Origin of the sequence: Acinetobacter sp. SCLZS86, assembly GCF_021560715.1 — a bacterium.
GTDB classification, from domain to species: domain Bacteria; phylum Pseudomonadota; class Gammaproteobacteria; order Pseudomonadales; family Moraxellaceae; genus Acinetobacter; species Acinetobacter towneri_A.
The window spans coordinates 2,736,667-2,751,351 of sequence record NZ_CP090864.1 but is presented as its reverse complement, the minus strand read 5'-3'; the positions used below and the strand labels follow the sequence as shown (position 1 = coordinate 2,751,351).

The window sequence follows — 14,685 nt, the reverse complement described above, 5'->3', positions numbered from 1 at the left end:
TGTGCTGCATTAGTCGCTGAAGCGTTGTAAGGCATTTTGAATATCTTGAATTAAATCTGCAGGATGTTCTAGCCCAATACAAAAACGCACTAATAATCCCTCAGCCAAGTGAGAGTGCGCTAGGGTACGCATGGAATTGAGACCGTAAAGCATCACCAAGCTTACAGGGCCGCCCCAGCTAAAGCCGAGCTTAAATAAAGATAAAGCATCGCAGAATTGACGTACAGCGGCTAAATCATATTCAGGCTTAAAAATTACGCTAACCAAACCTGCACTGTGCCCATCGCGACAAATTTCTTTCCAATACACATGCCCTGCAGATGTGGCATCGGCAGGATGCAACACCTGAGCAAATTGCGGTTGTACTTTTAGCCAGTTGAGTAAATCAATCGTACTTTTTGCTTGGTGCTCATAACGTAGTTGCATAGATGCCAGACTGCGCTGAACTTGTGCAACATCATCGCCCGACACACAAATGCCTTGAATTGCATGCATACGGAATAATTGATGATGCAAATGCTGATCGCGTGTCACGACAGACCCCATTAAAATATCGCCACCACCACTTGGGTATTTGGTCAAGGCATGCACGCTGATATCGATACTTAAATGTTCATCACCAAAGTCGAAAGCATTAAACGCAAGTCCTGCACCCCAAGTATTATCTAATGCTGTGAGCATGTGATGTGATTTGGCTTTTTTGACTAATGCAGTTAGGTTTGGAAACTCTAGTGTGACCGAACCTGCCGCTTCTAGCCAAATCAGTTTGGCTTGGGCAGAAGGTTGAAAGCTATCGACATCAATTGGATTGTAGACTTGAACGGTGATGCCGTAACGCTGCTCTAAATTGCGTAAATGCTCCATGTTAGGGCCGTAAATATTGTCGGCCACCCAAACTTCATCGCCATAACTTAAAAAACAGGAATTGACCAAATTGATTGCTGATAGTCCGCTTGGTGCGAGTAAGCAGTATTCACCACCTTCTAATTGCGCAATCTGATCAGCGAGTGTGAATGTAGTCGGTGTGCCATGTGTGCCATAGCTATAATCATAAGCATCAGTCCAGTGTCGATTAAACAGTGCATCGGTGTTTTCAAAAATAATGGTCGATGCACGAAATAGGGGAGGTTGTACCGTTTGAATATATTGTGGGGCACGTCTTGGTGCATGAATTAAAGCAGTTTGAGCATTTTTTTTCACAGGTTCACTCAGAAAATAAGCAAATATTGAGTTTAGCTTAAGAGAAATACTGGCTTTAGGCTATAAAAAGCTGCACTACAAGACATGCCTTGAACTTGGCGCTATTTTTGCAGAAGCTGAAGTATAGAAAATACAAAGGATGATTAAGATGCAAGCGCCATTAAGAGTGCATTATTTTCAACATATTGCTGGAGAAGGTTTTGGGAGTTGCTATAGCTACCTGAAACAGATGCAGGCACAAATCAGTGCCACCGAATTTTTTGCCTTGCCGCCAGAACAAAATATCGAAATTGAAGCCTTGCCACGGGTAGAAGATGTCGATTTGTTGATAGTGATGGGTGGTGCCATGAGTGTCAATGATGAGGCGAACTATCCCTGGCTAAAAATTGAAAAGCGCTGGATTCGACGTTATTTGGCTTCAGGCAAGCCTGCTATTGGCTTGTGTTTGGGTGGGCAGTTAATTGCCAATGCGTTGGGTGCAGCGGTCAGTCGTAATCCAGAACAAGAGCGTGGTTGGCATCCAGTCTATAAAGTCGAAAATACACCAGAAACCTGCTTTCAAATACCTGATCAAATCACAGTGATGCAGTGGCATGGTGAAACTTTTGAATTACCAAAGGGCGCGGTAAGACTTGCCAGTAATGCCGCCTGCGCTAATCAACTCTATCAAATTGGGAAAAATGTACTAGGATTCCAATTCCATCCAGAAATTACCCCACAAGCTTTGCAGCTGTTTTTAGGCAATGCAGAAATGAAACCAGCATTTTCGGGCATGTATGCACAACCCGCGCATGAATTAAAACAGATGTCTGCGGCACAATTTCAGGCAGGCAACCAATTAATGAATCGTGCAATAGATTATGTTTTAGCACAAAGCAAACTTCGAGAATAAAGTCATGGATTGTGGCGCAAACACAGAAAAGAAAGTTAGGTCAGGGCGATTACGATTTCTGCTGTCAGGGATGGTTGGAATGGTCAAAATGCAGATTGTCTAAATTTACACTCAATAAATGGATAGGAATGCTGCCTAACTCATATATAAAGTGCTAATCGTATATTTTAAAAAGAGAAATCGGCAGAGCGTGAAAAATAAAGCAATAAAGGCTAAAAGGGATTTGCTTATGCATTAAACAATCGTTATAATGGGCGACCCTTTATGCAAGGGGGTTAACTGCGAAGAAAGTAGTTAACATCGTGACAGTCGTGGCATCGATCATGACCTTAGTGATAATTCACTGCCTTTGACACTTGCCTTAAATTAGTGGGGTGAGATGCGTCAAGGGTGATTCTTTATATATTTGGCTTGGAGTTAACTGGTATGTCTAACCAGAGAATTCGTATCCGTTTGAAGTCTTTTGATCATCGTCTGATCGATCAATCTGCTCAAGAAATCGTAGAAACCGCTAAGCGTACTGGCGCACAAGTTTGTGGTCCAATCCCGATGCCAACTCGCATCGAACGCTTCAACGTTTTAACATCACCACACGTAAACAAAGATGCGCGCGACCAGTATGAAATCCGTACTTACAAGCGTTTGATCGACATCGTTCAACCTACAGATAAAACTGTTGATGCGTTGATGAAATTAGATCTAGCAGCTGGTGTTGATGTTCAGATTGCATTGGGTTAAGGCTTTCGGTTAATTAACACTCTAAGTTAATTAGGCCGCTTTTTTAGAGGTTTATGCACATGGCTATTGGTTTAGTCGGTCGCAAGTGCGGTATGACCCGTATCTTTACAGATGCTGGTGTTTCTGTACCTGTTACAGTGATTGAGGTTGATCCTAACCGCATCACTCAAATCAAAACGCTTGAAACAGATGGTTATCAAGCAATTCAGGTTACTACTGGTGAACGTCGCGAATCTCGCGTAACTAACGCTCAGAAAGGTCACTTCGCTAAAGCGGGTGTTGCTGCTGGTCGTTTAGTTCAAGAATTTCGTGCTACAGAAGCTGACCTTGAAGGTCGTGAAGTTGGCGGAACTATCGGTGTAGATTTGTTCACAGTAGGTCAGATCGTTGACGTTACTGGTCAGTCTAAAGGTAAGGGTTTCCAAGGTGGTGTTAAGCGTTGGAACTTCCGTACTCAAGACGCTACTCACGGTAACTCTGTTTCTCACCGTGTTCTAGGTTCTACAGGTCAAAACCAGACTCCTGGTCGCGTATTCAAAGGCAAAAAAATGGCTGGCCATTTAGGTGCTGAACGCGTAACTGTACAGGGTCTTGAAATTGTTGCTATCGACACAGAGCGTTCAGTTCTTGTTGTTAAAGGTGCGATTCCTGGTGCGACTGGTGGTGACGTAACTGTACGTCCTACGATCAAGGCTTGAGGGGAAATAACGTGAATTTAAATACTGTTTCCGGCTCTGCTGTTGAGTTATCTGAAGTTGCGTTCGGTCGTGAATTCAATGAAGCACTTGTACACCAAGTTGTTACAGCTTACTTAGCTGGTGGTCGTCAAGGCTCTAAAGCTCAGAAATCACGTGCAGACGTTTCTGGCGGTGGTAAAAAACCATTCCGTCAAAAAGGTACTGGCCGCGCTCGTGCTGGTTCTATTCGTAGCCCAATCTGGGTTGGTGGTGGTAAAACTTTTGCTGCTCGTCCACAAGATTGGTCTCAAAAAGTTAACCGCAAAATGTACCGCGGTGCAATGCAATGTATCTTAGCTGAACTTGTTCGCCAAGATCGTCTTGTATTGGTTGAAGAGTTTGCTGTTGAAGCTCCTAAAACTAAAGAGTTGCTTGCAAAACTTAACGACTTGAATGCAACTCGCGCATTGATCGTAACTGAAGCTGTAGATGAGAATCTATATCTTGCAGCGCGTAACCTTCCACACGTTGATGTGGTTGATGCTACTGCAATCGATCCTGTTAGCTTGATCGCGTTCGACAAAGTTGTCATGTCTGTTGCTGCTGCTAAGAAAATTGAGGTAGAACTCGGATGAACAACGAACGTTTATATCAAGTCCTACAAGGACCTGTATTTTCAGAAAAAGCACAAGTTTTAGGTGAAACTGCTGGTGTTCAAGTATTCAAAGTTGCATTAAATGCAAACAAACTTGAAATCAAAAAAGCAGTTGAGCAATTATTTGGTGTGGAAGTTGTTAAAGTTAACACGACTATCACTAAAGGTAAGACTAAGCGCTTTGGTCGTACATTGGGACGCCGTTCTGATGTTAAAAAAGCATACGTCACCCTGAAAGCTGGCCAAGATGTTGAAATGGCTGACTTGGGCGATACCGCTGAAAGCGCAGCGGAATAAGGACGAAATTTATGCCGATTCAAAAATGTAAGCCAACGTCTCCAGGACGTCGCTTTGTAGAGAAAGTCGTTCACGACCATCTTCACAAAGGTGCGCCTTATGCGCCGTTGGTAGAAGCTAAAAAACGTACTGGTGGTCGTAACAACAACGGTCACATTACTACACGTCACGTTGGTGGTGGTCATAAGCAACACTACCGTATCGTAGACTTCAAACGTAACAAAGATGGCATTCCTGCTGTAGTTGAGCGTATTGAATACGATCCAAACCGTACTGCACACATCGCATTGTTGAAGTATGCTGACGGTGAGCGTCGTTATATCATTGCGCCTAAAGGTTTACGTGCTGGTGATCAAGTTCAATCTGGTAACGATGCTCCAATTCGTCCAGGTAACTGCTTACCACTTCGTAATATGCCAATCGGTGCTACTCTTCACAACATCGAACTTAAAATCGGTAAAGGTGCTCAATTAGCGCGTTCTGCTGGTACTTCGGTTCAATTGTTGGGTCGTGACGGTTCATACGCTATCGTTCGTCTACGTTCAGGCGAAATGCGTAAAGTGCACGTTGAGTGTCGCGCTGTGTTAGGTGAAGTATCTAACTCAGAAAGCAACCTTCGTTCACTTGGTAAAGCAGGTGCTTCGCGCTGGCGTGGTGTTCGTCCTACCGTTCGTGGTATGGCAATGAACCCGGTTGATCACCCGCACGGTGGTGGTGAAGGGCGTACTAAAGGTATCCAACCTGTAAGCCCATGGGGTCAAAAAGCTAAAGGGTACAAGACACGTACCAACAAGCGTACGACTAAGATGATTATTCGCGACCGTCGCGTTAAGTAACAAGTAAAGGAATCTGACAATGCCTCGTTCTCTGAAAAAAGGCCCATTCGTCGATGCGCACTTGTTCGCTAAGGTTGAAGCGGCAATCGCGGCTAATAACCGTAAGCCGATCAAAACTTGGTCGCGTCGTTCGATGATCCTCCCAGATTTTGTTGGTTTAACAATTTCTGTTCACAATGGTCGTAACCATGTTCCAGTGATTATCTCTGAACATATGGTTGGTCATAAACTCGGTGAATTCGCGCCAACTCGTACCTATCGTGGTCACGGTGTTGACAAGAAGTCTAAACGTTAATAGGTGCTATGATGGAAGTAACTGCTAAATTACGCGGTGCCGCTATCTCGGCACAAAAAGCACGTTTGGTTGCAGATCTTATCCGCGGCAAATCTGTTGCGCATGCACTTAACATTTTAAACTTCAGCAACAAAAAAGCTGCTGTTTTAGTTAAGAAAGCATTGGAATCTGCAATTGCAAATGCTGAACACAATAACAGTTTAGATGTAGACGACCTTAAAGTATCTACGATTTACGTTGATGAAGGCATGAGCCTGAAACGTATTATGCCACGTGCGAAAGGCCGTGCAGATCGTATTACTAAGCGTACTTGTCACATCACCGTTAAGGTAGGGGTTTGATATGGGTCAGAAGGTTCATCCAATCGGTATCCGCCTAGGTGTTGTGAAACGTCATAACGCTAACTGGTATGCGAATCCGAAACAATACGCTGAATATTTGCTTAAAGACCTTCAAGTTCGTGAGTTTTTAACTAAAAAACTTAAGAACGCAATGGTAAGCAATATTCTTATCGAACGTCCAACGGGTGCTGCTAAAGTAACAATTAGCACTGCACGTCCTGGTATCGTAATCGGTAAAAAAGGCGAAGACATTGAGAAATTACAACGCGAATTAACATCTATTATGGGTGTTCCTGCGCAAGTAAGCATCAACGAAATTGACCGTCCAGACTTAGATGCTCGTTTAGTTGCTGAAGCAATCGCTTCTCAATTAGAAAAGCGTGTAATGTTCCGTCGTGCTATGAAGCGTGCGGTACAGAACTCTATGCGTGCTGGTGCTAAAGGTATCAAAGTTGAAGTTTCTGGTCGTTTAGGTGGTGCAGAGATTGCACGTACTGAATGGTATCGTGAAGGTCGTGTACCTTTGCATACACTTCGTGCGGACATCGACTATGCAACTATGCGTGCTGAAACAACTTACGGTACGATTGGTGTTAAAGTTTGGGTATTCCGTGGTGAAATCTTGGGTGGTATGAAGCAAGTCATGAACCCAGCACCTGCTGAAGAACGTCCAGCTAAACGCGGTCGCGGTCGTGGTGAAGGTCAAGAGCGTCGTGGTCGTCGCAATGATCGTTCTGCTGAAAAAGGAGAATAATCCATGTTGCAACCTAAACGTACTAAATTCCGTAAGGTGCAAAAAGGCCGTAACACTGGCTTAGCGCACCGTGGTAGCTCAGTATCTTTCGGTACTATCGCTCTTAAATCAGTTGAACGTGGTCAAATGACTGCGCGTCAAATTGAAGCGGCACGTCGTACAATCAGCCGTCGTATTAAGCGTGGTGGTAAGATCTTTATCCGTGTATTCCCAGACAAACCAATTACTTCTAAGCCTCTTGAAGTGCGTATGGGTAAAGGTAAAGGTTCTGTGGAATATTGGGTTTGTCAAATCAAACCAGGTAAAGTCTTGTACGAAATTGATGGTGTGAACGAAGAATTGGCGCGTGAAGCATTTACGCTTGCTGCTGCTAAACTTCCGTTTAAAACCACTATCGTGACTCGGACGGTAATGTAATGAAAACTAAAGATCTACGTGAAAAGTCGGTAGAAGAGTTGACAGCTTTGCTTGATGAGCAACAGCTTAACCAATTCCGTCTTCGTATGGCGAAAGCAACTGGTCAATTGGGTAAATCGCATGAAGTTGCGCTTACTCGTAAAACTATTGCACGCATCAAGACCCTCCTTACCGAAAAACAGGGGAACGGGCAATGAGTCAAAATACAGTCCGCACGTTAACTGGCAAAGTTGTAAGCGACAAAATGGAAAAATCTATTGTTGTCCTTATTGAACGCCAAGTTCAACACCCGTTGTATGGCAAATTGATTCGCCGTTCAACTAAATTACACGCTCATGATGAGAACAATACTGCCAAGATTGGTGATGTTGTAACCATCAAAGAAAGCCGCCCAATTTCTAAAACTAAGTCATGGACTTTAGTTGAAGTTGTTGAAGCTGCTGCTGAGTAATTAACGTTCTTGTTGCATCATCGGTCAATTTCGAGTACTCTTTGAGCCTTTCGAAATTGTGACCGGTGATGCTCGGTTTTGGAGTAGGGCAATGATTCAAACCGAAACGATGCTTGACGTAGCTGACAACAGTGGTGCTCGCCGCGTACAATGTATTAAAGTACTAGGTGGTTCACATCGTCGTTATGCTTCTGTTGGCGACATTATTAAAGTTACTGTAAAAGAAGCTATTCCACGCGCACGTGTTAAAAAAGGTGACGTGATGAATGCTGTTGTTGTACGTACAAAGTTCGGTATTCGTCGTCCAGACGGTTCTGTGATCCGTTTTGATGATAACGCTGCTGTTATTTTGAATAACAACAAAGCACCGATTGCAACTCGTATTTTCGGACCAGTGACTCGTGAACTTCGTACTGAACAGTTCATGAAAATCATTTCATTGGCTCCTGAAGTTCTATAAGAGGCAATCATGGCTAAGATTAAAAAAGGCGATCAAGTAATTGTGATCGCAGGTAAAGAAAAAGGCAAACAGGGTACTGTTCTGTCAGTTTCTAATGACCGTGTTAAGGTCGAAGGTCTTAACTTGGTTAAGAAGCACCAGAAGCCAAACCGTGCTACGGGCGCTGAAGGCGGTATCGTAACGCAGGAAGCTTCGCTTCATATCTCAAACGTGGCAATTTTTAATGCTACAACCCAAAAGGCTGACCGTGTTGGTTACCAAACGATTGATGGCGTGAAAACTCGCGTTTATAAATCGAATGGTGAATCAGTGGCGGTGGCGAAGTAATAGGTTGAAATAGGCAATGGCCAGACTTAAAACACGTTACAACGACGAACTTAAGGCTCAATTACAAGAACAATTGGGCGTTAAGAATGTGATGGAGATCCCTCGCATCACTAAAATTACCATCAACATGGGTGTTGGTGCTGCAGCTGCTGACAAGAAATTGTTAGATGGCGCTCTTTCTGATATGCAAGCTATTGCTGGTCAAAAACCAGTTTTAACATTAGCTCGTAAATCAATCGCTGGTTTTAAAATCCGTGATGGTTGGCCGATTGGTTGTAAAGTTACTTTACGCGGCGAACGTATGTACGAATTCTTAGACCGTTTGATCTCTATCGCGATCCCTCGTATCCGTGACTTCCGTGGTTTCTCTTCGAAATCATTCGATGGTCGTGGTAACTATTCTATGGGTCTCAAGGAACAAATCATGTTCCCTGAAATCGATTTCGATAAGATTGATCAAATTCGTGGTATGGACATCACCATTACTACGACTGCTCGCACCGATGACGAAGGCCGTGCGCTTATGCGTGCATTCGGCTTCCCGTTCAAATAAGAGGTCGATATGGCTAAGAAAGGTATGATTAATCGCGAATTGAAACGCGAAGCTACTGTTGCGAAATACGCTGCAAAACGTGCTGAATTAAAAGCTACGATTGCAAACGTAAATGCAAGCGACGAAGAGCGTTTCGAAGCGATGATGAAGTTACAAGCATTACCACGTAATGCGTCTCCAGTACGTCTTCGTAACCGTTGTGGTTTAACTGGTCGTCCTCATGGTTACTTCCGTAAGTTCGGTTTAAGCCGTAACAAATTACGTGACACAGTAATGCAAGGTGATGTACCGGGCGTTGTTAAGGCAAGCTGGTAAGGAGCACTATAAATGAGTATGCAAGATACCGTTGCCGACATGCTAACGCGTGTTCGTAACGCTCAAATGGCAAAGAAACAAACTGTTTCTATGCCTAATTCTAAGTTGAAGGTTGCTATTGCAAACGTACTTCAACAAGAAGGTTATATCGCAAATGTAGAAGTGGCTGACAATGAAGGCAAACCTACATTAACGATTACTTTAAAATACTATGAAGGCAAACCAGTGATTGAAACTGTGAAACGCGTAAGCCGTCCAGGTCTACGTCAGTATCGCGGTAAAGATGCACTTCCAAGCGTTAAGCAAGGTTTAGGTATTGCAATCGTTTCTACAAGCAAAGGCATCATGACTGATCGCGCTGCACGTGCTGCAGGTATCGGTGGTGAAGTTATTGCTTTTGTTTCTTAATAATAGGTGATTCCTCATGTCTCGTGTGGCTAAAGCCCCAGTAACTGTACCTAACGGTGTTACAGTTACTCAGAACGGCCGGCAGGTCGAAGTGAAAGGCAGCAAAGGTACATTGTCTTTCAACCTGCATGCGCTGGTCGAGCTAAAACAGGAAGACGGTATTTTAGCTATTGCTCCTAAAGCTGAGTCGAAAGACGCTTGGATGCAAGCTGGTACTGCTCGCGCTGTGCTTAACAACCTTGTAAAAGGTGTGAGCGAAGGCTTCGAACGTAAGTTGCAATTGATTGGTGTTGGTTATAAAGCTGCGGTAAAAGGTAACGTTGTTAACCTTAACCTTGGTTTTTCACACCCAATCGATTACACCCTTCCTGAAGGTGTAACTGCAGAAACTCCAACTGCAACTGAAATTATCCTTAAATCTGCTGATAAAGCAGCTTTAGGTCAAGTTGCTGCGGATATCCGTGGATACCGTCCACCAGAGCCATATAAAGGTAAAGGTGTTCGTTATTCGGATGAAGTTGTTCTTCGTAAAGAAGCTAAGAAGAAATAAGGCGCGAGGTTCTTATGAACGAAAAGAAACAATCCCGTTTGCGTCGTGCGAAAAGCACACGCTTGCACATCCGTGCATTGGGTGCGACTCGTTTGTGTGTAAACCGCACGCCGCGTCACATCTATGCTCAAGTTATTTCAGCAGATGGTGGCAAAGTTTTAGCGCAAGCTTCAACTTTAGATGCTACTTTACGTGCTGGTACAACTGGTAACGTTGAAGCAGCTCAGAAAGTAGGTGCTTTAATCGCAGAACGCGCGAAAGCAGCTGGCGTAACTAAAGTTGCGTTTGACCGTTCTGGTTTTAAATATCATGGTCGTATCAAAGCCTTGGCTGATGCTGCTCGTGAAAACGGCTTGGAGTTCTAATCATGGCTAAAGTTGAACAAAACGAAGGTCTTGTTGAAAAGCTGGTTGCCGTTGATCGCGTAGCCAAAGTTGTTAAAGGTGGTCGTATCTTCTCTTTCACAGCATTAACTGTTGTGGGTGATGGTAATGGTCGCGTAGGTTTTGGTCGTGGTAAAGCACGTGAAGTTCCAGCTGCTATTTCTAAAGCACTTGAAGCTGCACGTCGTAACATGATCACTATCGAATTGGCAGATGGTACTTTACAACACCCGATTCATGCACGTCATGGCGCAAGCCGTGTTTACATGCAACCAGCATCTGAAGGTACTGGTGTAATTGCGGGTGGTTCTATGCGTGCAGTTTTAGAAGCTGCAGGTGTACGTAACGTATTGACTAAATGCCGTGGTTCTACTAACGCTGCAAACGTAGTCAACGCAACTTTCAATGGTTTGCGTGACATGACAACTCCTGAAAAGGTTGCTGCGAAACGTGGTCTTTCAGTAGAACAAATTCAAGGGTAATCAATCATGAAAACGATTAAAGTTACCCAGACTAAATCTGCATCGCACCGCTTGAAAAATCACAAGCTTAGCCTTAAAGGTTTAGGTCTGCGTCGTATTGGTCATACTGTAGAAGTGCAAGATACGCCTTCTAACCGTGGTATGATCAACCAAGTCTACTATATGGTTAGTGTAGAGGAATAAGCCATGACTCTGCGTTTAAATGAACTTGCACCTGCAGAAGGTGCTAAGCGTGAAGCCCGTCGTCTAGGCCGTGGTATCGGTTCTGGCGTTGGTAAGACTGGTGGTCGTGGTATCAAAGGTCAAAACTCACGTAAGAGCGGTGGTACACGTCCTGGATTCGAAGGTGGTCAAACTGCGTTATATCGTCGTTTACCTAAATTCGGTTTCACTAGCCAAATCGCTTTGAAAACTGCTGAAGTACGTTTATCTGAGCTTGCTAAAGTGGAAGGCGACATTGTTAGCCTTGAAACTTTAAAAGCAGCGAATGTTGTACGTAAAGATATGGCTCGTGCTCGTATCGTACTTTCTGGTGAAATTACTCGTGCATTCACTATTCAAGGTGTTGCTGTGACTAAAGGCGCTAAAGCTGCTGTTGAAGCGGCTGGCGGTAAAGTCGAGGAGTAATCCCCAGTGTCTATGTCTCCTAGTTCTTCAGGTCATGTTCACATGATGAAAGGCCAACCATTTCACGTGAAATACCGTGAAATTATACGCCGAATGATGTTTCTCATTGGCGCGTTATTGGTATTTCGACTAGGAGCGCATATTCCAGTACCAGGTATTAATAATGCCGCACTTGAACAATTGTTTAATGCAAACCAAGGTACAATCCTTGGTTTGTTTAACATGTTTTCGGGTGGTGCATTAGAGCGGATGTCGATTCTTGCTTTAGGGATCATGCCATACATTTCTGCTTCGATTATCGTACAGTTAATGTCTACAGTGGTTCCTTCGCTTGAAGCCTTGAAAAAAGAAGGCGAGCAAGGCAAACGCAAAATTAATCAATATACGCGCCAAGGTACGTTGTTCCTTGCACTTGTGCAAGCGATCGGGATGTGTGCAGGTTTGATTGGTCAAGGTATTACCTTAACGTCAGGTCTGGCTTTTTACGTTCCGGCTGTTACCTCTTTGGTTGCAGGCACAATGTTCCTAATGTGGTTGGGTGAACAAATTACCGAACGCGGAGTGGGTAATGGTATTTCCATGATCATTTTCGCAGGTATTGTTGCGGGCTTGCCTAATTTAATTATGCAATCCTTCACATCTATTGACAGTGGTCAGTCAAGCCTGATTGGTTTGGCAATTTTTGGTTTATTGTCTTTAGGTGTACTTGCAGCAATTGTGTTTATTGAGAAGGCGCAGCGTCGTATTCCAGTAAACTATGCTCAAAAACAACAAGGTCGTCGTGTATTTACTGCTCAGCAAACGCATTTGCCATTAAAAATTAATATGGCAGGTGTGATTCCAGCAATTTTTGCCAGTTCATTGCTTTTATTCCCAGCGAGCTTAGGTCAATGGGTCGGCAGTGCTGATCCAAATGCTGGGTTAATCAAGCGTAGTCTACAAGACTTGGCATTGGTATTGTCGCCTGGACAACCGTTGTATTTGGTGCTCTTTGGTGCGTTAATTATCTTTTTCTGTTACTTCTATACTGCGCTAGTTTTTAGCCCTAAAGAAGTTTCGGAAAACTTGAAACGCAGCGGAGCTTATGTGCCTGGTATTCGCCCAGGTGAGCAAACTGCTCGTTACTTAGATCATATTCTCAGTCGTTTGACCTTTATTGGCGCGATTTACATCACTGTAGTCTGCTTAATGCCGATGATTCTACAAAGCTCATTTGGAATTCCATTTAGCTTAGGTGGTACATCATTATTAATCGTTGTAGTGGTTGTGATGGACTTTATGGCTCAGCTTCAAGCACATCTCACCTCGCACCAGTACGATAATCAAACGTTAATGAGAAAAACGACTGCTCATCCTAAGGGATAAGCGCACTTAGAGGTTTCATCATGAAAGTACAAGCTTCTGTAAAGAAAATTTGTGGTAGCTGCAAAGTTATCCGTCGTAATGGGGTTATTCGCGTAATTTGCAGCGCAGAACCTCGTCATAAGCAGCGTCAAGGTTAATTTGATTAAGACCTGTTGATTTCAGTAGGCTAATTAGGTTATTATCCGCCCCTCAAGATTTTTGTGGGGCGGTTGATTATCTTAACTGCCTTTTTGGAGAAAATTGAATGGCTCGTATTGCCGGTGTAAACATTCCGGATAACAAGCACGCTGTTATCTCTCTCACTTATATCTTTGGTATTGGTCGTCACACTGCTAAGACTATCTTAGCTGCTGCTGGTATCGCGCCAACGACAAAGATCCGTGAATTAGATGACGCTCAGCTTGATGCGATTCGTGCAGAAGTTGCTAAGGTTCCGACCGAAGGTGACTTACGTCGCGAAATTTCCATGAACATTAAACGTTTAATGGATTTAGGCTGCTACCGCGGTCTTCGTCATCGTCGCAGCTTGCCTGTCCGTGGTCAACGCACCAAAACTAACGCACGTACCCGTAAAGGTCCGCGCAAACCGATTAAGAAATAAGATTTCTGGAAGCTAAAAGATGGCTAAAGATACTCGCACACGCAAGAAGGTCACTCGTACCGTCTCTGAAGGTGTTGCACACATTCACGCTTCTTTTAATAACACCATTGTGACCATTACCGATCGTCAAGGTAATGCACTGGCTTGGGCTACCTCAGGTGGACAAGGCTTCCGTGGATCACGTAAATCAACTCCGTTCGCTGCTCAGGTAGCTGCTGAAGTTGCTGGTAAAGCAGCTTTAGATTACGGTTTGAAAAACTTGGACGTCCTTGTTAAAGGTCCTGGTCCAGGTCGTGAGTCTGCGGTTCGTGCATTAGGTGCAGTGGGTTATAAAATTAACAGCATTACCGATGTGACTCCAATCCCTCACAACGGTTGCCGTCCACCTAAAAAACGTCGCGTGTAAGGAGAAACATTCATGGCTCGTTATATTGGTCCAAAATGCAAACTCTCTCGCCGCGAAGGGACAGACCTGCAACTTAAATCTGGCGTTAAACCTTTTGACGTCAAAACTAAAAAACACGCTAAAGCACCTGGCCAACATGGCGGGGCTCGTGGTGGTAAGCAATCTGAGTACTCACTACAATTACGTGAAAAACAAAAAGTACGTCGTATGTACGGTGTTTTAGAGCGTCAATTTAGTAACTACTATAAAGAAGCTGCTCGTGTGAAAGGCGCAACAGGTGAAAACTTGTTGAAATTGCTCGAAAGCCGTCTTGATAACGTTGTTTATCGCATGGGTTTTGGTTCTACACGTGCAGAAGCTCGTCAGCTTGTATCTCACCGTAGCATTACTTTAAATGGTCGTCGTGTTAACATTGCGTCTATTCAAGTTAAAGCTGGTGATGTAATTGCAGTTCACGAAGGTGCAAAACAACAATTACGTATTAAAAACGCAATTGAATTGGCTGCTCAACGTGGTATCCCTTCATGGATGGAAGTTGACCATTCTAAGCTTGAAGGTACGTTCAAAGCTGCACCAGATCGTTCTGATTTACCTGCTGAAATCAACGAAAGCTTGATTGTAGAATTGTATTCTAAATAATCCTTGAGGTAGCAAT

Annotated in this window: 27 protein-coding genes and 1 pseudogene; 27 read left to right on the top strand and 1 reads right to left on the bottom strand. The window is 43.9% G+C overall.

Features of this window, described 5'->3' with window-relative positions; all coding sequences use genetic code 11:
- Positions 1-9: 9 nt before the first annotated feature.
- Positions 10-1,200, bottom strand: coding sequence for a PLP-dependent transferase (locus tag LZP46_RS13190; protein ID WP_236094057.1), 1,191 nt, complete (start codon positions 1,198-1,200; stop codon positions 10-12).
- 148 nt (positions 1,201-1,348) lie between these two features.
- Here LZP46_RS13190 and LZP46_RS13185 point away from each other — a divergent pair, with 148 nt between their 5' ends.
- The 27 genes and pseudogenes from LZP46_RS13185 to rpsD all read left to right on the top strand — a co-directional run bounded on the left by LZP46_RS13185 (position 1,349) and on the right by rpsD (position 14,669).
- A complete protein-coding gene (locus tag LZP46_RS13185) occupies positions 1,349-2,092 on the top strand; it encodes a type 1 glutamine amidotransferase (protein ID WP_236094056.1) in 744 nt (247 codons plus the stop codon).
- 426 nt (positions 2,093-2,518) lie between these two features.
- Positions 2,519-2,830: a 30S ribosomal protein S10 gene (rpsJ, locus tag LZP46_RS13180; protein WP_000070912.1), complete on the top strand. Its 312-nt coding sequence runs from the start codon at positions 2,519-2,521 to the stop codon at positions 2,828-2,830.
- A gap of 59 nt (positions 2,831-2,889) precedes the next feature.
- Positions 2,890-3,528, top strand: coding sequence for a 50S ribosomal protein L3 (gene rplC / locus LZP46_RS13175; RefSeq protein ID WP_236094055.1), 639 nt, complete (start codon positions 2,890-2,892; stop codon positions 3,526-3,528).
- An 11-nt stretch (positions 3,529-3,539) separates the two neighbouring features.
- On the top strand, positions 3,540-4,142 hold the full coding sequence (gene rplD / locus LZP46_RS13170) for a 50S ribosomal protein L4 (RefSeq protein WP_070153323.1): 603 nt from the start codon (positions 3,540-3,542) through the stop codon (positions 4,140-4,142).
- Complete coding sequence (rplW, locus tag LZP46_RS13165) at positions 4,139-4,459, top strand: 50S ribosomal protein L23 (RefSeq protein ID WP_004974703.1); 321 nt, start codon at positions 4,139-4,141, stop codon at positions 4,457-4,459. The genes rplD and rplW overlap by 4 nt, the downstream gene beginning before the upstream one ends.
- Before the next feature lie 11 nt (positions 4,460-4,470).
- Entirely contained in the window at positions 4,471-5,295 is an 825-nt protein-coding gene (gene rplB / locus LZP46_RS13160) for a 50S ribosomal protein L2 (protein WP_004974706.1), read from the top strand.
- A 19-nt stretch (positions 5,296-5,314) separates the two neighbouring features.
- The gene (gene rpsS / locus LZP46_RS13155) at positions 5,315-5,590 is read left to right on the top strand and encodes a 30S ribosomal protein S19 (protein WP_004673001.1); all 276 of its coding nucleotides are present in this window, start codon (positions 5,315-5,317) and stop codon (positions 5,588-5,590) included.
- A gap of 11 nt (positions 5,591-5,601) precedes the next feature.
- The gene (rplV, locus tag LZP46_RS13150; RefSeq protein ID WP_001982638.1) at positions 5,602-5,931 is read left to right on the top strand and encodes a 50S ribosomal protein L22; all 330 of its coding nucleotides are present in this window, start codon (positions 5,602-5,604) and stop codon (positions 5,929-5,931) included.
- Between the two features lies 1 nt (position 5,932).
- Positions 5,933-6,749 (top strand): annotated as a pseudogene (gene rpsC, locus LZP46_RS13145) (30S ribosomal protein S3).
- Positions 6,689-7,102: a 50S ribosomal protein L16 gene (gene rplP, locus LZP46_RS13140; protein WP_004691317.1), complete on the top strand. Its 414-nt coding sequence runs from the start codon at positions 6,689-6,691 to the stop codon at positions 7,100-7,102. Before rpsC ends, rplP begins: the two are co-directional and overlap by 61 nt.
- Complete coding sequence (gene rpmC, locus LZP46_RS13135; protein WP_004650482.1) at positions 7,102-7,299, top strand: 50S ribosomal protein L29; 198 nt, start codon at positions 7,102-7,104, stop codon at positions 7,297-7,299. The genes rplP and rpmC overlap by 1 nt, the downstream gene beginning before the upstream one ends.
- Positions 7,296-7,553 carry a 30S ribosomal protein S17 gene (gene rpsQ, locus LZP46_RS13130; RefSeq protein ID WP_019836860.1) on the top strand — a complete coding sequence of 86 codons (258 nt, stop codon included), beginning with the start codon at positions 7,296-7,298 and terminating at the stop codon, positions 7,551-7,553. The genes rpmC and rpsQ overlap by 4 nt, the downstream gene beginning before the upstream one ends.
- Positions 7,554-7,644: 91 nt before the next feature.
- Positions 7,645-8,013 carry a 50S ribosomal protein L14 gene (gene rplN, locus LZP46_RS13125; protein ID WP_001982634.1) on the top strand — a complete coding sequence of 123 codons (369 nt, stop codon included), beginning with the start codon at positions 7,645-7,647 and terminating at the stop codon, positions 8,011-8,013.
- Between the two features lie 9 nt (positions 8,014-8,022).
- On the top strand, positions 8,023-8,340 hold the full coding sequence (gene rplX / locus LZP46_RS13120) for a 50S ribosomal protein L24 (RefSeq protein ID WP_004974717.1): 318 nt from the start codon (positions 8,023-8,025) through the stop codon (positions 8,338-8,340).
- Positions 8,341-8,356: 16 nt separating this feature from the next.
- Positions 8,357-8,893 (top strand): 50S ribosomal protein L5, encoded by a 537-nt coding sequence (gene rplE / locus LZP46_RS13115; RefSeq protein WP_004974719.1) that lies wholly within the window; start codon positions 8,357-8,359, stop codon positions 8,891-8,893.
- Positions 8,894-8,902: 9 nt separating this feature from the next.
- Complete coding sequence (rpsN, locus tag LZP46_RS13110) at positions 8,903-9,208, top strand: 30S ribosomal protein S14 (RefSeq protein WP_004825185.1); 306 nt, start codon at positions 8,903-8,905, stop codon at positions 9,206-9,208.
- Between the two features lie 12 nt (positions 9,209-9,220).
- A complete protein-coding gene (rpsH, locus tag LZP46_RS13105; protein ID WP_004974720.1) occupies positions 9,221-9,616 on the top strand; it encodes a 30S ribosomal protein S8 in 396 nt (131 codons plus the stop codon).
- Positions 9,617-9,632: 16 nt separating this feature from the next.
- Complete coding sequence (gene rplF, locus LZP46_RS13100) at positions 9,633-10,166, top strand: 50S ribosomal protein L6 (protein WP_004974722.1); 534 nt, start codon at positions 9,633-9,635, stop codon at positions 10,164-10,166.
- Positions 10,167-10,180: 14 nt separating this feature from the next.
- Positions 10,181-10,531 carry a 50S ribosomal protein L18 gene (gene rplR / locus LZP46_RS13095; RefSeq protein WP_004281497.1) on the top strand — a complete coding sequence of 117 codons (351 nt, stop codon included), beginning with the start codon at positions 10,181-10,183 and terminating at the stop codon, positions 10,529-10,531.
- A 2-nt stretch (positions 10,532-10,533) separates the two neighbouring features.
- A complete protein-coding gene (gene rpsE / locus LZP46_RS13090) occupies positions 10,534-11,031 on the top strand; it encodes a 30S ribosomal protein S5 (RefSeq protein WP_004974725.1) in 498 nt (165 codons plus the stop codon).
- Between the two features lie 6 nt (positions 11,032-11,037).
- Positions 11,038-11,214 carry a 50S ribosomal protein L30 gene (gene rpmD, locus LZP46_RS13085; protein ID WP_004786899.1) on the top strand — a complete coding sequence of 59 codons (177 nt, stop codon included), beginning with the start codon at positions 11,038-11,040 and terminating at the stop codon, positions 11,212-11,214.
- Between the two features lie 3 nt (positions 11,215-11,217).
- Positions 11,218-11,658 (top strand): 50S ribosomal protein L15, encoded by a 441-nt coding sequence (gene rplO / locus LZP46_RS13080; RefSeq protein ID WP_004974728.1) that lies wholly within the window; start codon positions 11,218-11,220, stop codon positions 11,656-11,658.
- Positions 11,659-11,703: 45 nt separating this feature from the next.
- Complete coding sequence (gene secY, locus LZP46_RS13075) at positions 11,704-13,023, top strand: preprotein translocase subunit SecY (protein WP_171257418.1); 1,320 nt, start codon at positions 11,704-11,706, stop codon at positions 13,021-13,023.
- A 20-nt stretch (positions 13,024-13,043) separates the two neighbouring features.
- Entirely contained in the window at positions 13,044-13,160 is a 117-nt protein-coding gene (rpmJ, locus tag LZP46_RS13070) for a 50S ribosomal protein L36 (protein WP_000867907.1), read from the top strand.
- A 107-nt stretch (positions 13,161-13,267) separates the two neighbouring features.
- Entirely contained in the window at positions 13,268-13,624 is a 357-nt protein-coding gene (gene rpsM, locus LZP46_RS13065) for a 30S ribosomal protein S13 (RefSeq protein WP_004974734.1), read from the top strand.
- A 19-nt stretch (positions 13,625-13,643) separates the two neighbouring features.
- On the top strand, positions 13,644-14,030 hold the full coding sequence (gene rpsK / locus LZP46_RS13060) for a 30S ribosomal protein S11 (RefSeq protein WP_001040166.1): 387 nt from the start codon (positions 13,644-13,646) through the stop codon (positions 14,028-14,030).
- A gap of 12 nt (positions 14,031-14,042) precedes the next feature.
- A complete protein-coding gene (rpsD, locus tag LZP46_RS13055; RefSeq protein WP_004786890.1) occupies positions 14,043-14,669 on the top strand; it encodes a 30S ribosomal protein S4 in 627 nt (208 codons plus the stop codon).
- Positions 14,670-14,685: the final 16 nt, after the last annotated feature.